Origin of the sequence: Streptomyces liliifuscus (genome assembly GCF_016598615.1) — a bacterium.
GTDB classification, from domain to species: domain Bacteria; phylum Actinomycetota; class Actinomycetes; order Streptomycetales; family Streptomycetaceae; genus Streptomyces; species Streptomyces liliifuscus.
Window position 1 is genome coordinate 9,992,551 of sequence record NZ_CP066831.1, and the last position, 21,410, is coordinate 10,013,960.

Here is a 21,410-nt window from a genome sequence, read left to right on the forward strand (position 1 = left end):
CCCTGTTGCGATCTGCGGAGCGGCCTTGTCGGCCGTGTGACGCGCTCGTAAATTCACCGCGAACCGGACGAGCCCCCGTTCCGGAACGGAGAAAAGAGCAGCTCATGAACCTCGTCGGCATCGACACCCTCGCCAAGGCGCCGCTCGCCGAAGGTGATGTCTTCGTCGGCGGCCGCTGGCGGGCGGCCGAGGACGGCCGGACCTTTCCCGTGTACGACCCGGCCACCGGCGAGCTGATCCGCGAGGTGTCGGCGGCGGGACCGGGCGACGCCCTCGCCGCCGTCGAGGCGGCCCAGGCGGCCGCCGGCGAATGGCGCGAGACCCCGGCCCGCCGACGCTCGGAGATCCTGCACACCGCCTTCACGCTGATGCGCGAACAGGCAGACACACTCGCCCGGCTGATCGTCCTGGAGAACGGCAAGGCCTACCGGGACGCGGCGGCCGAGGTCGGCTACGCGGCCGAGTTCTTCCGCTGGTTCGCCGAGGAGGCCGTACGCATCGGATCCTCCTTCGGGGACGCCCCGGGCGGCGGCTACCGGCATGTCGTCCGCAGGCACCCGGTCGGGGTCACCGCCTTCGTCACCCCGTGGAACTTCCCGGCCGCGATGGCCACCCGGAAGATCGCCCCGGCACTGGCCGCCGGCTGCCCGGTGCTCCTCAAACCCGCGCCGGACACCCCTCTCACCGCCCTCGCGGTCGCCGCGCTACTGGCCGAAGCCGGTCTGCCCGACGGCCTGTTGAACGTCCTGCCGACCGACCGCGCACCCGAGGTCGTCTCGGCCTGGCTCGGCGACAGCCGCGTCCGAAAGTTCTCCTTCACCGGCTCCACCGCCACCGGCAAGGTGCTCCTGGAGCAGGCCGCGGCCAACGTCGTCAACGTGACCATGGAGCTGGGTGGCAACGCCCCGTTCATCGTCTGCGAGGACGCCGACATCGACGCGGCGGTCCGCGGCGCGATGGATGCCAAGATGCGCGGCGGCGGCGAGGTCTGCATCGCCGCCAACCGCTTCTACGTCCACGCGTCCGTCGCCGCGGAGTTCACCGAGAAGTTCGGCGCCGCCATGACCGCCGTACGCACCGGCCCCGGGCTGGAGGACGGCGTCACCCTCGGGCCGATGGTCAACCAGGCCGCGGTCGACGGAATCCGCTCCCTCGTCGACGACGCGGTCGCGCGAGGCGCGAAGGTCGCCGCGCGCGGCACGGTCCCCGAAGGCCCTGGCGCATTCCACCCGGCGACCGTCCTCACCGACGTACCCGACGACGCCCGCATCCTCCACGAGGAGGTCTTCGGACCCGTCGCCCCCATCACCACCTTCACCGACGAGAACGAGATGCTGGACCGCGCCAACGCGACGGTCCACGGCCTCGCCTCGTATGTGTACTCGCGGGACATCGGCCGCGCGCTGCGCATCGCCGAGCGCCTGGAGGCCGGCATGGTCGGCCTCAACCGGGGCCTGCTGTCCGACCCGGCCGCGCCCTTCGGCGGCGTCAAGCAGTCCGGGCTCGGCCGGGAGGGCGGCCGCGAAGGCATCGAGGCATTCCTGGAGACGCAGTACATCGCCCTCGACTGGCCGACGACCGCCTGAGAACTCCGTCCCCTTCTCTCCTCGGGTTCTTCCCCCGCTGTGTTCCGACGCGAGCCGCGGCGCCGCTCAGGCCTGCCCGGACACCGACAAGACAAGGACCGCACATGGCAACGACGCCTGCGACCCAGCACCACCAGACCGCCGCTCCGAAAGCCTCCGACACCGCCACCGGGCGCGAACGCCGCCGACTGCACCTGAAGTTGAAGCTCGCCACGCAGATAGGGCAGGGCATCGACGGCTACATCATCGGCGGCATCGGCATGGCGATGGCCGCGCTGACCACCGACCTCCACTTGTCCACGCTGATGCAGGGACTCGTCGGCGCCTCACCGCTGATCGGCATCTTCGTCGGCGGGCCGCTCTTCGGCCGCCTCGCCGACCGGTTCGGGCGGCGCCCGGTGTTCCTCGTCGACATGCTGATCTTCCTGATCGGCTCGGTCCTCCAGTTCTTCGTCGCCGACGGCCTCCAGCTCTTCCTCATCCGGCTGCTGATGGGCGTGGCGATCGGCGGCGAGTACGCCATCGGCGCACCCCTGCTGTCGGAGTACGCGCCCCGCCAGGGCCGCGGCCGGCTGCTGGCCAGTCTGGAGATCAGCTGGTACGTCGGCTACGCGCTGGCCACGGTCGTGGGCGCGGTGTTCGCGGAAGTCGACGGCGGCTGGCGCTGGTCCCTGGCCAGCAGCGCGGTCATCGCCGTGGTGTGCGTGTCACTGCGGGGCGGGATCCCGGAATCGGCGCGCTGGCTGCTGAGCAAGGGCCGCCGGGAGGAGGCCGAGGCACTGATCGAGAAGTACGGCATCGAGGTCGACGTGGCCGCCGAACTCGCCGAGCGCGACGCGGGACACCAGGACGGATTCCGGGCGTTGTTCAGCCGTCGCCACCTGCGCAGCACGGTGTTCGCAAGTGTCTTCTGGGCCGCGCTCGTGCTGCCCTACTTCGCGATCGGCACGTTCTGGACCCAGGTGTTCGAGGCCCTGAACATGGGAGACAACGCGGTCGCGGCGCTCCTCGTCTACTCCTTCACCGCGGTGGCGGGCGTGACCGTGGGCTGCCTGGTCGTGGACCGCATCGGGCGCCGCAGGCTGCTGATCCCGCCGTTCTGGATCACGGCCGGCTGCCTGGCCCTGGTGGCGGTGTGGCCGTCCTCGACACCCGTCATCGTGGGCGGGTTCCTGTTCTTCATCTTCCTCAACGCCGCCTCCAGCGCCCTGACCGCGATCTATCCCCTGGAGGTCTTCCCGACCTCACTGCGGACCACCGGCGTCGGTTTTGCCACTGCGATGAGCCGGGTCGGCGCCGCCATCGGCACCTTCTTGCTGCCCATGGGCCTGGACCGCTTCGGCGCGGAGTTCGTCCTGCTGGTCGGTGCGGGGGTGCTGGCGATGGGCGGCCTGGTGTCCCAGTTCCTCGCGCCGGAGACGACGGACATGGATCTGGCGATGGCGGCCCGCAAGGCCGGCAAGGGATCGGCCTGACGGGAACGGGTGCCGAGCCCGGCGATCCCGGGCTCATGCAATTGAGATTGCATGCTGGAGTGCTGGTGCATATATTGTTGCACACAGACCCCTGAGGAAAGTGGACTCCGGTGACCATGCACTCGGCGACCCTGGCCATCAACGAGACCATCCAGGCGCGTAAGGCGGCTGGTGAGAAGGTTCTGCACCTCGGCTTCGGCGAGGCCGGGCTGCCGGTTCCGGACCGGACAGCCACCGTGCTGGCGCAAGCCGCGGGGCTCAACAGCTACGGTGCCGTCGTCGGCTCGCCCGCGGTGCGCGAAGCTGCGGCCGGCTGGTTCAGCCGCAGGAACCTGCTGACGGGCCCCGACCAGGTTCTGTTCGCCCCCGGAAGCAAGCCACTGCTGTTTGCCCTGCTGGCCGCGCTTCCCGGTGATCTGGTTCTGCCCTGCCCGGCCTGGGTGAGCTACGCCGCCCAGGCGGCGATCGTGAACAAGCGCGTTGTCGACGTGCCCATCCCGGCCGAGTCCGGGGGCATACCCGATCCGGCACTCCTCGAGCAGGCCATCAGCAGGGCCCGGTCCAAAGGAGCGGCCCCCGGAGTGCTTGTGCTGACCGTGCCCGACAATCCGACGGGGACGGTCGTCCGTCCCGAGCATCTCCGCGAGGTGTGCGCCGTGGCGGATCGTCATGGTCTGGTGATCGTCTCCGACGAGATCTACGCCGAGCTGTGCCACGACGGACGGCCCGCGCCGAGCGCGGCCTCGTACCTGCCGGAGCGGACCGTGGTCACCACTGGTCTGAGCAAGTCCATGGCCCTCGGTGGCTGGCGGATCGGCTTCGCCCGGGTACCCGACAACCCCTGGGGCACCGGACTGATGCGAGATCTGACCGGCCTCGCCAGCGAGGTGTGGTCCAGCCTGGCTGCCCCGATGCAAGCCGCGGCCGCCTACATCCTCGCCGACCCGGTGGAGGTGACAGAGCACATCACCGCCGCGCGCCGGCTTCATGCCACGGTGGCCCACGCCGTGCACAGCGAGTTCGTCCTGGCCGGTGCCTCGTGCCGCATTCCCGACGCAGGGTTCTATCTGTACCCGGATTTCGAGCCCGTGCGCACCCGCCTGGGCCGCCAGGGCATCACCACCGGCGCGCAGCTGGCATCCAACCTTTTGACGCAGCACGGTGTGGGAGTGCTGGCGGGGGAGGCCTTCGGCGACGATGCGAGCGCACTGCGTGCCCGTGTCGCCACCAGTCTTCTGTACGGCGATTCGGCCGAGGAGCGCTGGACGGCACTGCGCAGTGACGACCCGCTCTCCCTGCCATGGATCTCCGCTTCCTTGGAACACCTGCGCGGAGCTCTGGCCACCCTCACTCTCCATACCTGAGCTGCCGCTGCGACGGGGTGAGGGATGTTCCTCTCCTGCACAGTTCGGACAGAGGTTGGGCCGTCACTTGCCGAAGAGATCGGAGACTGTGTTCACCAGCCCGTTGAGGAGCCCGGTTGAGGATGTCTCGCTCGGGGAGGCCTCCGGCGAGGTGCCCGGGGAACCAGGGTCGGCCGAACTCGGTGATGTCGTCGGCTTCTGCGCCGTATCAGGAGAGGCCGACCGGCTCGGCTCCCCAGTGGCCGCTTCGGCAGTGCCGGTGGGTAGTGCTTCGGTGCCGCCGGCGTTTGACGGGGTGCCGGCCGTGAGTGGCTTGCCGGACGAGGTGTTCGTGCCATTGCCATCCGGTCGTGGACCGATCCTCGTATCCGGGGGTGGAGTCTCGGTCTGCTGCCGAATCGACGGCCCTGCGGCGGTGGACGAGGGGCTGTCAGCGCCCGGTGCGCCGAGCCCCCGCTGCTCCGGCTGCTCTGCCACCTTCGTTGGTCGGTTCTGGCTGTCGCCTCCGAGCATGCCGGGCAGGTGGAGCCAGGGCGCGGTGGAGTTGCCGCCAGTGACCGCGACACCCAGGGTGGCGGCCGAGCATATGCAACCGGCCGCCACGAGCCAGCCCATCCGGCGCACCCGGCCGGCTCGCCGACCGCTGGGGTCGACGAAAATTGGTGTACTGCCAGACGAGATTGGTGTACTGCCAGACGAGTTGGATCTGTTTACTGCGCAGTGGTCGTCTGCGGTGTGTGTCGTAGGGCCGCTGTCGGCGTACGCATCGTCGCCATCGACGGTCCGAACTGCGTCGGTTGGCACGGTGTCCGAGTGGCGAGTGCTCGAGACTGCTGAGGCGGCGCCACTGGGCGGAAATTCGGCATCGTCGGCCGGGTCTATCAGCTTCCATTCGGTGGCGGGGATCCGCACCGAGTCGTGCGCCTCAGGCCGCCACTGCCACTGTCCCTTCCGCTGGGCCTCTGTCCCGGCGGCGGCCCCTTCGGCTGGAAGATCGCCCGCGCCGGGCATCACGGTTGTCACCGGCTTTGCACGATCCTTCTCGGCAACTCCAGCCGCCCTGTCCGGCCTTACTGCTTGAACCTCTGACGGAGCCGGCGGCAGCACACCTGTCTTCTCGGCTCGGTTCTGAAAGTCCGTGCCGCGCGTTGGGCGTATGTGTCCTTTGCCGCCTGCCTTGGCTGTCATGCAACTGCCCTTTCACTGGAGACGTGTTGCTCCGACAGTGCAACCGGCACTTGGTCCAGCAGCAGCCGAGCGGTGGCGCCCGCCCTGCGACTGCGGACGCCGTCCGTGCGTCGTCGGCCTACGGACGTGATCCGTTGCCGCCCTGTGCACGGATTGGTCCGTAGGCGAAAAGTTTGGAAACAGCCTGGTGTCCGTACTGGCACTAGCGGTCATGAGCGCTCGCCCAGGGACCGAGCAGCCTTCGTCCCGGCTTCCGGCAGCAACGGCAAGGTCACGGGAGGCTTGCAGTCGGGCGCCTCATGCTGTGGCGCCCGGCACGCGGTGTGTCGTCAGCTGCTGGGCATCAGGACGCTGTCGATGATGTAGACGTTGGCGTTGGCGGTCTTGACGTTGCCGCAGACGACCTTGGCGGAGTCGTTGACGGTGTAGGACTCGCCGGAGCCGGATGTGGTGAGCTTCGACTTCTCCAGTGTGTCGAAGGAACCGTTCTCGAGGTCCTTGGGGGCGAGTTTCTGGCCCACCACGTGGTAGGTGAGGATCTTCGTCAGTTGTGCCTTGTCGTTGAGCACCTTGTCGAGGTCGGCCTTGGGGATCTTTGCGAAGGCGTCGTTGGTCGGTGCGAACACGGTGATGTTCTGGGCGTTGTTGAGGGTGTCGACCAGGCCGGCCTTCTTGACGGCTGTCACGAGTGTGGAGAGGGCCGGGTTGTTGGAGGCGGCGGTGGCCACGGGGTCCTTGGCCATGCCGTCGAAGGAACCGGCACCGTCGGCCGGCACCGACGAGCAGGCCGGCCCGAACGGCTCATCCGCGGTCGAAGCGCCTGCGGTACTGCCCATGCCGTCGTCCGAGGGTGACGCCGGAGCGGATTCCTTGGTCGAGGTGTCGGACGAGGCGGAGTCGCTGCTGTCGTCGGAACAGGCGCTCAGGGCCAGCGGCAGGACGGCGGCTGCGGCAACGGTCACGGCGATGCGGCGGATACGGGTGTTCATGGTGTTTCTCCTGTTGAGTTGATGCGACCGCAGCCGCGTTCGTGCGGGAAGTGAAAGGACCGCTGCCAGGGAGCGCGAGGCGGCCAATGGGGACGAACAGGAGAACCGCTCCGACGACCGCACTCACGGCCGAGGGCAGCCCGTCGGTGATGCCGGTCGCGTCGGGCCGGCTCGCGGCTGCGGCAGCCCCGACAAGCCCGAACATCAGGGCGCCGCGAATCCCGCAGATTTTTCTCGCTGCTTGTCACGTGGGGAATCCGGCCCTGAAGAGCCGGTGGATTGGTCGATCACCCGATGGGAGTAATTCTTTTCTCAGACCAATCCATGTGCGCCACTGCAACGGATCCAAAGAATGTGGGTTTCTCGCTGAATTCGGCAGATGCCGCCAACTGTCATCACACCCCTTGATTCTCAAGCCATCCACAGCCGGGTCGGCCACGAATCACCTGTGAGAACAAAAAGGGTCGAATGGCATGAAAAACCTATGCGCCTGGGGCGACCTGCCTGGTGGCCTCGGCCACACGGTCTGGGCCGAGCTGCCGTGCGGCGCCTGCACATGACATCCCGCCGACTCTCTGCGCGCCGGGCCGAAGCCGACTCCCTGTGCGCCGGGCCGAGAAAAGCGCTCCCCGTCTCGGAAACACCGCGCTCTGCATCCGAACGGGGCCGGCTTCTGGAAGTGCTTCGTAACACGAGACGGCCCAGACGCGGCCAACCTTCAGAACAGACAAGAGGAGCCGCCCAGTGCCGGAGCCCGTAGACCGCAGCACCGGAAAGGCACGGCGAGGTCGAGTACGCCTTGTCGGCGGTACGGACTGCGGAAGTCGACGAGGACGCTTTCGCCGTTCCCGGGCAGCGCCGCACCGACGCACTGATCCGGCCGGCCACGGCCGGAGTCTTTGTGTCCGGTGTCGGCGGGTGCCGGAGAAAGTCCTTGCGCCAGGCCGCTCAGGAACGCCGCGCAGGCGGCTCGCCACCCTTGTCGTCGTCGTAGGGCTCCGGCTCCCAGGACCGCGCCGTCGCCGAGGTCAATCCGAACGTCGAGGCCGCCTGCTGTTCGGTGAGATGCCATGCGCGGCGCAGCCGGACCCGCTCCGCCAGGGTGGCCAACCGCGCCTTCCCCTCCCGGCCATGGCATCCGCATGCCCGGACACGGCGCGGGCGGGTCATCGCCCCTGGCGGACGGCCCTGCGCTCACCGGATCGTAGGAAGATCGCCCTTGAGGCAATCCGCTCTCCTCACAGCTCCGGATTACGCGCGAGATCCACGTTCGCGGCCGACCGGGAGGAGAAGCGATGACACACGCGCCAGGAGGTGCCGCACAAGGCCGGGAACGGCGCACGGCCGTGATCGGCAGTGGGGTGGCCGGCCTGACCGCCGCACACGTGGTCGGCCGCGCGCACCACGTCACGCTGTACGAGGCCGACGACCGGCTCGGCGGGCACGCCCACACCCACGACCTGGTGTCGCACGGCAAGACATACCGCGTCGACTCCGGCTTCATCGTGCACAACCACCGCACCTACCCGAACCTCCTGCGTCTCTTCGATGAACTCGGCGTCACCACACAGGAGTCGGAGATGAGCATGTCGGTGCGGTGCGAAGGCTGCGGCCTGGAGTACGCGGGTGCGCGTGGCCCCGCCGGGCTCTTCGCCCGGCGCCGCAACGCCCTGCGCGGGGCCTACCTGCGCATGCTCACCGAGGTGCCCGCCTTCCACCGAGCCGCACGACGCCTCCTCACCCAGGGAGCCGAACACGCCCTCACCCTCGGGGAGTTCCTGGACCGAGAGGGCTTCTCCCCCTACTTCCGCACTCACTTCATGACGCCGGTCGTGTCGGCGGTGTGGTCCTGCGACGCGGACACCGCCCAGCACTACCCGGCCGCCTACCTGTTCCGATTCCTGGAGCACCACGGAATGCTCTCGGTGGGCGGATCGCCGACATGGCGCACCGTCACCGGCGGCTCCCGCGCATACGTCGATCGGGTGGCCGCCCGCCTGGACGCGGTGCGCCTCGCGGCCCCGGTCCGTGCCCTGCGGCGGCACCCGGACGGCGTCACCCTGACCGCGGAGGACGGCACCACGGAGTCGTACGACTCCGTGGTCGTGGCCACCCACCCGGACCAGGCCCTGAAGTTGCTGGCCGACGCCACTCCGGAGGAGAAGGAGGTCCTGGGCGCCTTCCGCTACTCCCGCAACACCACGCTCCTGCACACCGACACCCGTCTGCTGCCGCGCGCCCGAGGAGCCAGGGCCTCGTGGAACTACCTGATGCCGTCATGCACGGCGGGCGCCGACCGGGTGCGGGTCAGCTACGACATGAGCCGTCTCCAACAGCTGGACGCCGCCGAGACGTTCGTGGTCACGCTGGGCGGTCAGGACCGGATCGCCCCCGACCGGGTCCGCGCCCGCATGGTCTACGAACACCCGGTCTACACCCCGGAGTCGGTGGCCGCCCAGCAGCGGCTGCCCGAACTGAACACCCCCATCACCTCGTTCGCGGGCGCCTATCACGGCTGGGGTTTCCACGAGGACGGCTGCCGGTCCGGGGTGGCGGCCGCCGCCGCACTGGGGGTGGAATGGTGACGACTCCAGCACCCGCGCCCGCCCTGTACGACTGCGCGATCGCCCACGTGCGCACCGCGCCGATGCGGTACGTGCTGCGCCACCGCACGTACATGTGGCTCATCGACCCCGACCGGCCCCCCGAACCACCCCACCTGCTACGACCGTTGGCGCGTTTCGAACCGCGCGACCACTTCACCGGCGATCAGTCCTCGATCCGCGCGGGACTGGACGCCTTCCTGGCCGGGCACGGGGTGGATCTGGACGGCGGCCCGGTCGTGATGCTCGCTCACGCACGGGTGTTCGGGTATGTGTTCAATCCGCTCACTCTGTACTGGTGCCACGGCCCCGACGGCACCGTGCGCTGTGTCGTCGCCGAGGTGCACAACACCTACGGCGAACGCCACTCCTACCTGCTGAGCCCGGACGCCTCGGGGACGGCGGAGGTCGGCAAGGAGTTCTACGTCTCGCCGTTCTTCCCCGTCGACGGCCACTACCGCATGCGCCTGCCGGCTCCCGGGGAGCGGCTCGACCTCACCGTGCACCTGGAGCGGGAAGGCGGCAGGGCCTTCACCGCGACCGTTCGCGGCACACGGCACGAAGCCCGTGCGAGAACGCTGCTGCGGCTGGCCCTGCGACGGCCGTGGTCCACGCTCGCGGTGTCCGTGGCCATCCGCCTGCACGGCATCCGTCTGTATCTGCGCGGGCTGCCCGTCCAGCCCCGTCCCGACCATCGTCAGAACCCGGAGAAGACCACATGAGGACAGCCGAGCCCCGATCCGCCGACGCGGGGCAGACCGTGACCGTGTCCCCGGGGACCGCGGCCGTCGACCCCGCCCGCTGGCCCGACGTCGCCTCGCAACCGTCCGCCTCCCGGGCGCGGACCGCGGTCACCGCGGCCGTCGTACGCCGTGCTCTGCGGCGACTGCCACTGCACGTCCGGTTCGCCGACGGCACCTCATTCGGCAAGGGCGGCCCGGCACTGGACGTCCACGATCCGAAGGCGTTCCACGGCCGCATCGGCAGCCAGGGCCTGGTCGGTTTCGGTGAGTCGTACATGGCCGGCGAGTGGGACGCCCCCGACCCGGTCGCCGTCCTCACCGTGCTCGCGGCGAACGCGGCCGAGCTGATTCCCGCGCACCTCCAGCGGCTGCGTGGGCTGTGGGCGCCGCGCCGACCGCACGCCCAGCGCAACACCCCTGACGGCTCCCGGACCAACATCAGCCGCCACTACGACCTGTCCAACGACCTGTTCGCTCTCTTCCTCGATGGCACCCTCACCTACTCGTCGGCGCTCTTCCGCGGCTTTCCCTCCGACTGGGACCTGCTCGCGGCCGCCCAGCACCGCAAGATCAACCGGCTTCTCGACCTCGCCGACGTGCAGGAGGGCACCAAGGTCCTGGAGATCGGCACCGGATGGGGCGAACTCGCGATCCGTGCCGCCGCGCGCGGCGCGCACGTCACCTCCCTCACCCTCTCCCGGGAGCAGCGCGACCTCGCCCGCGAGCGCGTCGCGGCGGCCGGACTCACCGACCGGGTCTCGGTGGAACTGTGCGACTACCGCGAGGCGCGCGGCATGTACGACGCCGTCGTGAGCGTCGAGATGATCGAGGCAGTAGGCGCGGAGTTCTGGCCCGTCTACTTCCGCACCCTCGACGAACGGCTGGTCCCCGGGGGCCGCGCCGTCCTCCAGGCCATCACCATGCCCCACGAGCGGATGCTGGCCAGCCGGAACACCTTCACCTGGATCCAGAAGTACATCTTTCCCGGCGGCCTGCTGCCCTCCGTCGAGGCCGTCGCCGAAACCGTCCGAGACCACACGCGGCTCGCGATCACCCGCCGGGACGCCTACGGCGCCCACTACGCGGAGACGCTGCGCCTGTGGCGCGAACGCTTCACCGAGCGCACGAACGAGATCACCGCGCTCGGTTTCGACGAGACGTTCCGCCGCATGTGGACCTTCTACCTCGCCTACTCCGAGGCCGGATTTCGCTCCGGATATCTGGATGTACAGCAGTACCTGCTCACCAAGGAGGCTCCCGCCCGATGACCCCCGTCCAAACTGCCGGAGTCGGGACCGCCCAACGGCTGGCCGCGCTCGCCGAGGCCGCGTTCGGCGGCCGTCTTCCCGTGCGCTTGCGCACCTGGGACGGCAGCGAGGCCGGCCCACCCGCAGGCCCGGTCGTCGTCGTACGGTCCCGGCGCGCCCTGCGGCGGCTGCTGTGGGAACCGGGCGAACTGGGCCTGGCGCAGGCGTACATCACCGGTGAACTCGACATCGAGGGCGACCTCGGCGAGGGACTGCGCACCCTGTGGACGGCAGCCCGGGGGCGCAACCTGCACGCCCCCCGCCTCACTCTCACCGACCGCGCCCACGCGATCGGGACCGCGGTGCGGCTCGGCGCCGCGGGTCCACGCCCGGCCCCGCCAGCCTCCCAGGCGCGCCTGCGCGGCGGTCTCCACAGCAAGGCCCGCGACCGGGCAGCCATCAGCCACCACTACGACCTGTCCAACGCCTTCTACCGTCTGCTCCTCGACGAGACGATGGCCTACTCGTGCGGCTACTGGGCGAGCGAGGCCCCGGACTTCACTCCGGCCGACGCCCAGCGCGCCAAGCTGGAGCTGATCTGCCGCAAGCTCGGCCTGGTGCCCGGCTCCCGGCTGCTCGACATCGGCTGTGGGTGGGGCTCCCTCACCCTGTACGCCGCCGAGCAGCACAAGGCGCAGGTCACCGCGGTCACCCTGGCACAGGAACAGGCTGCGTACGTCCGTGAGCAGGTGCGCGACCGGGGCCTGGAGAGCCGGGTGGAGGTGGTGTGCCAGGACTACCGGGACATCGCGGGCGGCGGCTACGACGCCGTCGCCACCGTGGAAATGGGCGAACACGTCGGCGACGCCGAGTACCCCGCGTTCGCGGCGGCCCTGCACCGGTTGGCCCGGCCGCTGGGCCGCGTATTGGTGCAGCAGATGTCCCGGGGGGCCGAGGCGCCGGGCGGGGGCGCCTTCATCGAGGCGTACATCGCGCCGGACATGCACATGCGGCCGGTGGGCGAGACACTCGCCATCCTGGAGCAGGCCGGGCTGGAGGTACGGTCCGTGGAATCGCTGCGCGAGCACTACGTGCGTACGGTCGGTGCCTGGCACCGGACGCTGGAAGAGCGCTGGGACGACGTCGTACGGCTCGTCGGCGAGGAGACCGCCCGGGTGTGGCGGCTGTACCTGGTCGGCGGGGCGCTGGCGTTCGAGGAGCAGCGCATGGGTGTGGACCAGATCCTGAGCGTGCGGCCGACGGCCGAGGGGCGCGGCGGAATGCCCGCGACACCCCAGGACTGGTACGCCGGGCTGGACCGGCTGTGAACGGGTTCGCCTGGGCGGCCTTCGCCGTCAACCTCGCGTGGTCCGCGGCGGCCGCGCTGGGCGTCATGCTGATCACCTTCGCCATCGCCGTGCGCAAGGGCATGCACCGGATCGTCGACGTCGCCTGGGGGCTCGCGTTCACCGCGGTCGCCGTGGTGACCTTCCTGGCGTCGGCGGACACAGGTGATCCAGGCCGACGCCTCCTGGTGACCGTGCTGACGGCCGTGTGGGGTATGCGGCTGGCCGCGCACATCGCCCGGCGCGGGCGCGGACACGGCGAGGACCCGCGCTACGAGGCGCTGTTGTCCAAGGCGCCCGGGAGCCGGAACCTGTACGCGCTGCGGATCGTGTACCTGCTTCAGGGACTGCTCGTGTGGCTGGTGTCGCTGCCGGTGCAGGCGGCGCAGTACATTTCCGGGCCCATGACCCTGGTGGCCGCGGCGGGCGCCTGTCTGTGGGCGGTCGGCATGTTCTTCGAGACGATCGGGGACGCTCAGCTGGCCCGGTTCAAGACGGATCCGGCGAACAAGGGCCGGATCATGGACCGCGGACTGTGGCGCTACACCCGCCACCCCAACTACTTCGGGGACTTCTGCGTCTGGTGGGGCCTGTTCCTGATCACCTGCGACTCCCTCGCCGCCGCTGCGGTCAGCGCGGTGTCCCCGGTGGTGATGAGCCTGCTGTTGACCAGGGGCAGCGGAAAGCGGCTGCTGGAGCAGCACATGGCCGAGCGTCCGGGCTTCGACGAGTACGCGGAACGCACCAGCGGGTTCTTCCCCCTGCCGCCCAGATGAGGAAGTGGAGCCCGAGCGGGCTCCACTTGTTCAGGTGGGGAGGTTCATCTGGGTGAGTGGGGTGGTGGTGGGTTGTGGGGATCCGCCGGTGGGTTCGAGGGTGATGCCCATGCCGGTGGCGTCGTGGAGACCGTCCATCAGGACGGACTGGTTGCTGCGGGTGGGGTCCATGAGTCCGGCGGGGCGCATGGTGCCGTGGGTGTTGAACCAGAGTTGGTAGACCTTGCCCGGGGGTGGGTCGGTCATGGCGGTGACGGCGAGGACGGCTTTGTCCTGGTGGTCGGAGACGGTGAGGGTGCCGGTGGCCCCGCCGGGCAGGGTGGTGGCGCGGGTTTTGGCGTCGGGTGCGGCGAGGACGGCGGCGATCCGGTCTGTCTGCTGTTGGGACTGCCGGGCCTGTTGGAGGGCATCCTCGGCACGCTGGTGCTGCCATGCCGCGGTGGTGCCGAGGGCGGCGGCCGCGGCCAGGGAGGCTGCCAGCGCCCAGCGTGGCAGGAGGCGTCCGCGCCGGGCCGTGCGGGCTGTCTTGGGCAGGAGGGGCCGGCGGGGTGTGTCCTGGCGGACGGTGGTGATCTGGTGGAGTACCTGTGCGCGCAGTGCGGGGCGGGGGGTGAGGGAGACGGCCAGGGCCAGGCGGGTGGCGGTGGCACTCAGTTCGGCGGTCTCCTGGGTGCAGGGTTCGCAGGCGGCGAGGTGGCGTCGGAATTCTTCGCGTTCGTCGTGGGTGAGGGCGTGCAGGGCGTAGGCGCCGGTGAGGGTGTGCGGGTCGGCGGTGGTCATGCGGTGACTCCCAGGCAGTCGCGCAGGCGGATGAGTCCGTCGCGCAGGCGGGTTTTCACGGTGCCCAGTGGGAGGGTGAGGGCTTCGGCGACCTGGCGGTAGGTCAGTCCCCGGTAGTAGGCGAGCACGACGGCCTGGCGCTGGATGTCGGTGAGGGTGCGCAGGCAGCGTCGGACCTGTTCGCGTTCGAGGCGGGTTTCCACCTGTTCGGCCACTTCGTCGTAGTCGGGGGTGTGGTCCAGCAGGGCGGCCTTGTGGTCGCGGGCGGATGCGGCTTCTGCCGAGCGGACCCGGTCGACCGCTCTGCGGTGGGCGAGGGTGAGGATCCAGTTGATGGCCGTGCCGCGGTCGGGGCGGTAGCGGGGGGCGGTGCGCCACACTTCCACGAGGACTTCCTGGGCGACTTCCTCGGACTGTGCCTGGTCGCGCAGGACGGCGCGTACGACGCCCAGGACCGGGCCGGCCACGCGGTCGTAGACGGGGGCGAAGGCTGCTTCCTCGCCCAGGGCGACCCGGCCCAGCAGTTCCTGCAGGTCCGGCTCCAGGGACGGGTTTGTGCCGATGTGCACGGCTTCTTTCACGGTGGTCCTTCGTGGTCGGGACATCTCCGGACGTAATCCGATCCCCACACGGCCACGGATTGGTCCCACCCCCCATGAAAACGCAGGTGAAACCCCACAGCACGAGCAGGAGGCAGCGCAGTACCAGCGCTTTTCTTGATCACATACTTCGGTTCGGAGCCTTCCCTGCTGCTGGTCCTGGCCTGGTCCTGGCCTGGTCCTGGCCTGGTTCTTGCTGTTCCTCGTGCTCATTGCCTTGCGGTCGCTCCCGGCGAGGGCACTATGGGGCCCGTACCTCGTCTCCGTCGGGGAGCCGGCCCGTGACGACGGCGTCGGTGCCCTCGCTTGTGGCGCGGGCCGCGAGGAGCCGCCCGTCCGCCTTCGCCCGTACCGGACGTGACGATTCGACGCGGGTGACGGACCGACTGCCGGCGGCGAGCAGGTACCAGGAGCCGGACGGTGCCCGCCACCTGGTGTCGGCCAGCACGTCCTGGCCGAACCGGCTGCATTCCGCGGTGTTCCGTCGGCCGCCGACCGAGCGGGCGGGGCCGTCGTCCGGGCCGAGGAAGAGGTAGTCCGCCCGTCCGGGCCCCCGCCAGGTGTCGGCTCGTGCGCACACCCATGAGCCCAGTCCGGCACGCTCCGGCAGGGGCTGCGTGGCGAACACCCAGTGGTTGACCGCGCGCACCCCCTGATGGCGCAGGGTGTCCAGTCGACAAGCGGTACGCGCCCAGCCGCGCAACGCGTCCGGGCCGGTGGCCTCCGCGGGCGGTCGCGGTCGTACGCCGGGCACCGGCGCGGGCATGTAGGTCAGGTGGGCGGGCATGAGGCCGCCGAGGTCGGCGAGCAGGAACGCGTGGTTCTCCACGATCCGCGTGGAGGAGCGCAGCTGGACGACAGGCTTGCTGGTGCACTCTCCCTCGGCTCCCGACAGGGGCAGGGCCAGGCTCACGCCATTGGTGGCGCGCCGCACGTCTCGGGCCGGGATGTCGGGTGCCAGCAGGTCGCGGACACTCGCCCTGGAGATCCACGGGGCCAGCAGGAACCGTACGGAGTCGGGTGTGCGGGAGATGGTCACCGCGGCGGCGGTGGTGACGTCGGCGCCTTCTGCGAGGGCGGAGACCAGTTCGGCCGGGCCCGTGCCGCGGGCCGGTTCGCTGTAGCGCAGGAGGTGCAGACCGTCGTGGAGCAGGACGACAGCCCGTCCGTCGACTTCATCGGCGAACAACAGCCGGGTCGCCCGGCCGAATCCGGTGGGCGCTGCTCCGGGTTCGGTCACACGTCGGCCCGGCCAGGCGGGGTCGGTCCAGGCGAGCACCGCGCGATCGAGCAGCGGCCGATTCGTGACGAGTGTGCCGCGGGCCGGCCAGGCGGTGAAGTCGAGCCTCGTGGTGTCGGCCCAGGCCTCTGCGGGGGCGCGGAGCAGTCGCTGCGCGGGCACGGCGGACGAGTGCCTCGTCCGCTCCCCGACGTGGTGCGCGCCGTCGGAGACGGCAACGACGGCGATCACGGCGACGGCGGCCAGCGTCAGTGCCGTTCCGACTGCGCGTACCCGGTGTCTGCGCCGTAGAAGGTCGGACGGGCGGGCGTGCAGAAGGCAGGGATCGAACTCCGGAGCGAGCAGCACGGCTTTGCGCGGTTCTCGGAGCCCGGTCGGGGTGGGGTCCGAGAGACTTCCGGGCGTGTGGGATCCATCCGTTTCGGGGCGGTCCGTGTTGTCGGCGGTCGATGGTTGCTGCGGGGCCGCGTCGGCAGCGAGAGCGCGGGCGGCTTTGAGTGCTTGCTCGGGCTCTGCCACTCCCGCGCCCTGGAGGGCGTGGATGACGTCCTCGGGGCCCGCGCCGTCGAGCACGAGGAGCGCCAGCGCCGCGCGCACCGGCCAGTCCGCCTCCGCCATGGCGCGGTCGAGAGCCAGTTCCTCGGGGCCTCCCGGCTGGGGGAACACCCGCAGGCCCCACACGGCTGGGAGCGTCGGACGTCCCGTCCGGCGTGCCCATGGGCGGGACAACCGTCGCGGTCGCGCGTCCAGGGCACGCGCTCTCTTCAATACGCGCGTCCGCAGGGCGTGGTACGCGTCGAGTTCCTCGGTCCTCGCGGGTGCTGTCTGCCGTCGGTCGGCTATGGCGAGCCCGCGGCGGGGCAGGGCGCCCTGCGCGGCACCGTGGGCTGCGAGGACGCGCTCATGGCGGCCGAGGCTACGGGGCAGCGTTACGTATGCCAGGCGGACCAATTGAGCGTAGTGCCCCATCAAAGTGGCCTCCGCGCGCTCGACATCGAGCAGGCGGGTGCCGTTGACCGGCCGTGTCGGACGGCGCATCGACATGTTCGCTTCGCTCCTCAGGTGAACGCGACGAGGGCTGTTCATACCGTCAAACGAGTGATCTTCGTCGTCGTCACCTCGACAACACGCGGGCGATCCCGCTGAGCCGGCCGAGCCGAAGCCGGACCTGATCGTGAGGACGGGCGATGGTGGCAACAGCTCGGTCAGAGCCAGCGTTTCTTGCGGAAGACCCGGTAGACGCTGGTGACCAGGGTGGCGGTGGTGACGAGCATCGCTGGGTAGCCGAAGAGCCATCGCAGTTCGGGCATGTGGTCGAAGTTCATGCCGTAGACGCCGGCGATGGGCACGGCGATCAGCGCGGCGGCGGCGCTGATGCGGCGCATGTCGTGGTTCTGCCGGACGCTGGTCCGGGCGAGGGCCATGGTCAGCGCGTTGTCGACGGCGACGACCTGGAGCTGGTCGGCGGTCGGGGCGTGCAGGTCGATCCAGACGAAGGCTCCGGGGGTGGTGTGTGCGGCGTCCATGGCTTCTTCCAGCGGCAGATGCCCCGGTCGGCGGCGCCCGTGCTCGTACAGGGCGCATTCGACGACGGGGACCTGCTGCTGAGGCGTGTCGTGGGCCGTTATGGCTCGCCTCCTTGCGGGGCGGATGCCGTCCGGGCCACCGGTTAGCATATTTGCATGGAAGCGCAAGTACCGTCATGGGACGAGGAGCAGGCCGAGCGGTCGGTGGCGGTGCTCAAGGCGGTCGCCGATTCGTCGCGGTACCGACTGCTCTGGGCGCTGAGTGACCGGGAGCTGCCGGTCAGCCGGCTGGCGGAGCTGATCGGCGCGCATGTCGCGGCCACCTCCCAGCATTTGGCGAAGCTGCGTGCGGCGGGGCTGGTGGCCTCGCGACGGGAGGGCACGCGGATCTACTACCGGGCCGCCGGGCGGCAGGTGCGGGCGTTGCTGGAGTGCGCCGTGCTGGTGGCGGACCCGGCGGAGTCCGGTTCGGGCGGGGCGGGGGAGGCGGAGGCGCCGGCGGCCGTCGCGCAGGAGAGCCCGGCGGGGGTGCGGGCCCGGCATCGCCCGGTGGCGGAGCACTGAAACCTCTCTCGTCATGCGGCGGTCTGCCGCCAGAGGGCCGAGATGACGGCCGGTTCCACGCTGATGCGGGCGACCGCGCTCTCCACCGGTGTGCTGTCGGCGCCGTCCGAGGTGATTTCCGCACGTATCCGCACCTGTCCGCTCCCGGCGACCCCGGTCGAGGCGACGGCGTGCAGTCGGCTGTCGGAGCCGGAGAGGGACAGGACGAGCAGGGTGCGCAGCATGGGAAAGACAGGTAAGGAACGAGTGTGCGCCTGCGGGACCACCGCCGCCTCATAGAGACGGGGGCCGCGTGCGGCGCGGGAGAACCAGGGCCGAGGGCCCGGGCGTACGAATGTCAGCGAGTGCCCAGGAGGCAGTGCGGACTGGGAGGGTCGGCACCCATGGCTGCCTCCGATCCGTGATGCGGCTTCACCCCGCACGCGCTCTCGACGCACACACGGGATCCGACCCCAAGAGTGTGCCCCTTGTTGCGTAAATACGCAAATAGCCAGGTGACGGCTGTCCGGTGCTTCCTGTCCTCACTCGACGGACGGGCCGGGTCGTGTGACCTTGTGCGGGCTCCTGTGTGGTCGTTTCAGGTGCGGGGTGCGGAGGGGGTCCAGGCTGCTTCCGCTGCTTGTGCGGTGGGGTGCGTGGTGAAGACGCGGTCCAGTCCGACGGTGCTGAGGATGCGGCTGACGTGTTGGGGGACCGATGCCAGCGCGATGCCGGCCCGGGCGGCGAGGGCGTGGTTGCGGGCGGCGAGCAGGGCCGTAATGCCGCTGGAGTCGCAGAACGTGATGTCGGTCAGGTCGATGACGAGCTGTTGGCCCGACTGAAGGGCCAGGCCGGGCAGCAGGTCGCGTACCTGGGTGTAGCTGTCGTAGTCGAGTTCGCCGGTCAGTTCCATGACGGGCCCGGCGGTGGTGGTTCGGGTGTGGACGGCGAGCTGGCTCACTGCTGCTCTTCACTGGTGGGTCGGGGCACGCTGATGGCGAGGACGGCGGTGTCGTCGTCGACGCCGGTGCCGAAGGTGTCGAGCAGGTCGCGGATCGCGGTGATGATGCCGGTCGCGGTGGTGGGCGCGATGGCCTGGGCGAAGTCGAGGAGGGCTTCGTCGCCGTAGCGCTCATCGTCGTTGTCTTGAGCCGTGTGCGCTTCGGTGAGGCCGTCGGTGTGGAGCAGCAGGGTGTCGCCGGCCTTGAGGTGGACGGTGGTGGTGGCGATGTGGGCGTCGGGCAGGGCGCCGATGAGCTGTCCGCCGGGAGTGGGCAGGTAGTCGGCGCTTCCGTCCGCGCGCAGGAGCAGGGCCGGGGGGTGGCCGCCGCCGGCCAGGGTGATGTGGAAGCCGCGCTGATCGGCGTCGGGGGTGAGCAGTCCGAAGATGACGGTGCAGAACCGCGGGTCGTGGCCGTTGTACTCGTGGTTGAGGACCGTGTTGAGGTTGCGCAGGACGGCGGCCGGGTCCGGGTCGTAGACAGCGGCGGCACGCAGTGTGTAGCGGGCCAGGGAGGTGACGGCCGCGGCGGCGGCGCCCTTGCCGCACACGTCGCCCAGGAACATCCCCCATGCCCCGGCGGCGAGCGGGAAGAGGTCGTAGAAGTCGCCGCCGACCTTGTCGGCGGAGGCGATGTGGTAGTGCGCGGCCACGTCCAGCCCGGGCACACTCACCAGCACCGGGGGCAGCAGGGTCTGCTGCAGGGTGGCGTTGAGGCGTTCGAGCTCTTCGCGTTCGCGTTCTGCCTGCTGCCGGGCGCGCAGCAGTTCGGTCTCGTAGGCGCGGCGGTCGCGGGCGTCGAAGACGGTGGTACGGATCAGTACGGGCTGTCCGTCGCTGCCGGACTTGACCGTGGAGGTGACCAGCACGGGCAGCCGGCCTCCGTCGGCCGTCCTGAGCTCCAGGGCGATCCCGCTGATCTCGCCCTGCATGCGCAGCAGCGGGCCGAAGTGGGTCTCGTGGTAGAGACGGCCCCCCACGGTCAGCAACTCGGCGAAGGTCTTCTGGCCGACCAGGTCGCCGTGTGTGTAGCCGAGCCAGTCCAGGAGGGTCGTGTTGATCTTCGCGATCGTGCCGTCCAGCAGCGTGGAGAGGTACCCGCACGGCGCGTGCTCGTACAGGTCCTCGGCGCTGTCCTCCAGCAGGGTGGCGAACGCCGCACGGTCGTCACCAACTTGTTCCTCGGGAAGCGGGTGTTCGCCGCTCTCGCCGTCGCCGGTCGTGCACATCACCGCTCGGCCGTGACGAACTCGGTGATCGCGGCAGCCGTTTCCTCCGGTGCGGCGAGCTGGGGGCAGTGGCCGGTCGCGTTCAGGGTGACCAGTCTGCTTCCCGCGATCCGGGACTGTACGAAGGCTCCCACCTCCGGCGGCGCTATCGCATCGTTGGAACACTGCGCGACGAGGGTGGGAACGGTGACCTTGGAGAGGTCGTCGCGGTTGTCGGACAGGAACGTCACTCGGGCGAAGACGCGGGCGATGTCCGGGTCGGTGCGGCAGAAGCTGTTGGTCAGTTCCGCGCCCAGTTCCGGCCGCTCGGGATTGCCCATGATCACCGGGGCCATCGCGCCCGACCAGCCCAGATAGTTCGCGTCCAGCGACCCCAGGAGCTCATTGATGTCCTCGGCGCTGAACCCGCCGCGATAGCCGGCGGCCGGATCGTCGATGAAACACGGCGACGGGGCGAGCAGCACCAGCTGGGCGAAGGCCTCCGGCTCCCGCGCCGCCGCCAGCACCCCCATCATCGCGCTCACCGAGTGCCCCACGAACGTCACCGGGCCGAGCGCCAGCTCACGGCAGATCTCCAGCACGTCCGCGGCATAGCCCTCCAGCGTCGAATAGCGCTCCTTGCTCCACGCCGACAGCTCGGAACGCCCGGCCCCTACATGGTCGAAAACCACCACGGTGAAGTCGCGCTCCAGGAGCGGAACCACCAGCCGCCACATGTTCTGGTCGCATCCGAATCCGTGCGCCAGCATCACCACCGGCCCTCCGGTGCGGCCGGACACCGTCAGATGATTCCTGCTGCGCACAGTCATGCGGCACATCCTCGCAGAACGCTTCCTTCACCATCCCCGTGCCGTACGCGCCGTCCCCTCCATGCAATCTCGGTCCCAGCGAGTGTCTGCTCACCCGGGGTCGGCCGTGCCCAGTCGGTCGCGTCGGCGCAGATGTGGCAGTGCTCGTGGTGCTGAGCATGCTGTGAGCACGTGTCGTGGCTGCTGCCGCGGGTGAGGACCCGACGGGTGGCGGCGGTGACGTCGGCGCAGTCCAGGTCCTGGCTGATCGCGGCGCGCAGCTCGTCGGCGTCCTTCTCCGCGAGCATGCCGGCGGCGCACGCGGTGGTGAACACGGCGGGGATGTGTCGCGTACCCCATGCCACAGCGTTCCCGGGAAGCAGAGGAC

20 protein-coding genes are annotated in these 21,410 nt (G+C 70.1%); 9 read left to right on the forward strand and 11 right to left on the reverse strand.

Going from position 1 to position 21,410, the window contains the following annotated elements; all coding sequences use genetic code 11:
* The first annotated feature begins 104 nt into the window (after window positions 1-104).
* The 3 genes from JEQ17_RS43610 (at window position 105) to JEQ17_RS43620 (ending at window position 4,425) form a co-directional block, all read left to right on the forward strand.
* Window positions 105-1,586: an NAD-dependent succinate-semialdehyde dehydrogenase gene (locus JEQ17_RS43610; RefSeq protein ID WP_200400435.1), complete on the forward strand. Its 1,482-nt coding sequence runs from the start codon at window positions 105-107 to the stop codon at window positions 1,584-1,586.
* Between the two features lie 104 nt (window positions 1,587-1,690).
* Window positions 1,691-3,061, forward strand: coding sequence for an MFS transporter (locus JEQ17_RS43615; RefSeq protein WP_200400436.1), 1,371 nt, complete (start codon window positions 1,691-1,693; stop codon window positions 3,059-3,061).
* 116 nt (window positions 3,062-3,177) lie between these two features.
* Window positions 3,178-4,425, forward strand: coding sequence for a pyridoxal phosphate-dependent aminotransferase (locus tag JEQ17_RS43620; protein WP_325176341.1), 1,248 nt, complete (start codon window positions 3,178-3,180; stop codon window positions 4,423-4,425).
* Between the two features lie 1,517 nt (window positions 4,426-5,942).
* Here the strand turns inward: JEQ17_RS43620 and JEQ17_RS43625 are convergent.
* Both JEQ17_RS43625 and JEQ17_RS43630 read right to left on the reverse strand, forming a co-directional pair.
* The gene (locus JEQ17_RS43625) at window positions 5,943-6,602 is read right to left on the reverse strand and encodes a fasciclin domain-containing protein (protein ID WP_200400438.1); all 660 of its coding nucleotides are present in this window, start codon (window positions 6,600-6,602) and stop codon (window positions 5,943-5,945) included.
* 948 nt (window positions 6,603-7,550) lie between these two features.
* Window positions 7,551-7,712: a hypothetical protein gene (locus JEQ17_RS43630; protein ID WP_200400439.1), complete on the reverse strand. Its 162-nt coding sequence runs from the start codon at window positions 7,710-7,712 to the stop codon at window positions 7,551-7,553.
* A 185-nt stretch (window positions 7,713-7,897) separates the two neighbouring features.
* Between JEQ17_RS43630 and JEQ17_RS43635 the strand changes: the two genes are divergently transcribed.
* The 5 genes from JEQ17_RS43635 to JEQ17_RS43655 are packed head-to-tail and all read left to right on the forward strand — an operon-like array spanning window position 7,898 to window position 13,317.
* Complete coding sequence (locus tag JEQ17_RS43635) at window positions 7,898-9,187, forward strand: NAD(P)/FAD-dependent oxidoreductase (RefSeq protein WP_200400440.1); 1,290 nt, start codon at window positions 7,898-7,900, stop codon at window positions 9,185-9,187.
* Window positions 9,181-9,927: a DUF1365 domain-containing protein gene (locus JEQ17_RS43640; protein ID WP_200400441.1), complete on the forward strand. Its 747-nt coding sequence runs from the start codon at window positions 9,181-9,183 to the stop codon at window positions 9,925-9,927. The genes JEQ17_RS43635 and JEQ17_RS43640 overlap by 7 nt, the downstream gene beginning before the upstream one ends.
* Entirely contained in the window at window positions 9,924-11,216 is a 1,293-nt protein-coding gene (locus JEQ17_RS43645) for a class I SAM-dependent methyltransferase (protein ID WP_200400442.1), read from the forward strand. Before JEQ17_RS43640 ends, JEQ17_RS43645 begins: the two co-directional genes overlap by 4 nt.
* Complete coding sequence (locus tag JEQ17_RS43650; protein WP_200400443.1) at window positions 11,213-12,523, forward strand: SAM-dependent methyltransferase; 1,311 nt, start codon at window positions 11,213-11,215, stop codon at window positions 12,521-12,523. Before JEQ17_RS43645 ends, JEQ17_RS43650 begins: the two co-directional genes overlap by 4 nt.
* Window positions 12,520-13,317, forward strand: a complete 798-nt coding sequence (locus tag JEQ17_RS43655) for a DUF1295 domain-containing protein (protein ID WP_200400444.1) — start codon at window positions 12,520-12,522, stop codon at window positions 13,315-13,317. The genes JEQ17_RS43650 and JEQ17_RS43655 overlap by 4 nt, the downstream gene beginning before the upstream one ends.
* A 30-nt stretch (window positions 13,318-13,347) precedes the next feature.
* Here JEQ17_RS43655 and JEQ17_RS43660 read toward each other — a convergent pair whose 3' ends face one another.
* The 4 genes from JEQ17_RS43660 to JEQ17_RS43675 all read right to left on the reverse strand — a co-directional run bounded on the left by JEQ17_RS43660 (window position 13,348) and on the right by JEQ17_RS43675 (window position 17,612).
* Window positions 13,348-14,097 carry an anti-sigma factor gene (locus tag JEQ17_RS43660; protein WP_200400310.1) on the reverse strand — a complete coding sequence of 250 codons (750 nt, stop codon included), beginning with the start codon at window positions 14,095-14,097 and terminating at the stop codon, window positions 13,348-13,350.
* Complete coding sequence (locus JEQ17_RS43665) at window positions 14,094-14,678, reverse strand: sigma-70 family RNA polymerase sigma factor (protein WP_200400445.1); 585 nt, start codon at window positions 14,676-14,678, stop codon at window positions 14,094-14,096. Before JEQ17_RS43665 ends, JEQ17_RS43660 begins: the two co-directional genes overlap by 4 nt.
* 259 nt (window positions 14,679-14,937) lie before the next feature.
* The gene (locus JEQ17_RS43670) at window positions 14,938-16,980 is read right to left on the reverse strand and encodes a hypothetical protein (RefSeq protein ID WP_200400446.1); all 2,043 of its coding nucleotides are present in this window, start codon (window positions 16,978-16,980) and stop codon (window positions 14,938-14,940) included.
* A 161-nt stretch (window positions 16,981-17,141) separates the two neighbouring features.
* Window positions 17,142-17,612: a CorA family divalent cation transporter gene (locus tag JEQ17_RS43675; protein WP_200400447.1), complete on the reverse strand. Its 471-nt coding sequence runs from the start codon at window positions 17,610-17,612 to the stop codon at window positions 17,142-17,144.
* Between the two features lie 6 nt (window positions 17,613-17,618).
* On the opposite strand from JEQ17_RS43675, the gene JEQ17_RS43680 reads away from it, so the two are divergent.
* Entirely contained in the window at window positions 17,619-18,026 is a 408-nt protein-coding gene (locus tag JEQ17_RS43680; protein ID WP_200400448.1) for an ArsR/SmtB family transcription factor, read from the forward strand.
* An 11-nt stretch (window positions 18,027-18,037) separates the two neighbouring features.
* Here the strand turns inward: JEQ17_RS43680 and JEQ17_RS43685 are convergent, their stop codons facing one another.
* From JEQ17_RS43685 to JEQ17_RS43705, 5 genes are all read right to left on the reverse strand, one after another.
* Window positions 18,038-18,250, reverse strand: a complete 213-nt coding sequence (locus tag JEQ17_RS43685) for a hypothetical protein (RefSeq protein WP_200400449.1) — start codon at window positions 18,248-18,250, stop codon at window positions 18,038-18,040.
* 353 nt (window positions 18,251-18,603) lie between these two features.
* A complete protein-coding gene (locus tag JEQ17_RS43690; RefSeq protein WP_200400450.1) occupies window positions 18,604-18,966 on the reverse strand; it encodes an STAS domain-containing protein in 363 nt (120 codons plus the stop codon).
* Entirely contained in the window at window positions 18,963-20,234 is a 1,272-nt protein-coding gene (locus JEQ17_RS43695) for a SpoIIE family protein phosphatase (protein WP_200400451.1), read from the reverse strand. The genes JEQ17_RS43690 and JEQ17_RS43695 overlap by 4 nt, the downstream gene beginning before the upstream one ends.
* Complete coding sequence (locus JEQ17_RS43700) at window positions 20,234-21,043, reverse strand: alpha/beta fold hydrolase (protein WP_200400452.1); 810 nt, start codon at window positions 21,041-21,043, stop codon at window positions 20,234-20,236. Before JEQ17_RS43700 ends, JEQ17_RS43695 begins: the two co-directional genes overlap by 1 nt.
* Window positions 21,040-21,357, reverse strand: a complete 318-nt coding sequence (locus JEQ17_RS43705; RefSeq protein ID WP_200400453.1) for a hypothetical protein — start codon at window positions 21,355-21,357, stop codon at window positions 21,040-21,042. Before JEQ17_RS43705 ends, JEQ17_RS43700 begins: the two co-directional genes overlap by 4 nt.
* Window positions 21,358-21,410: the final 53 nt, after the last annotated feature.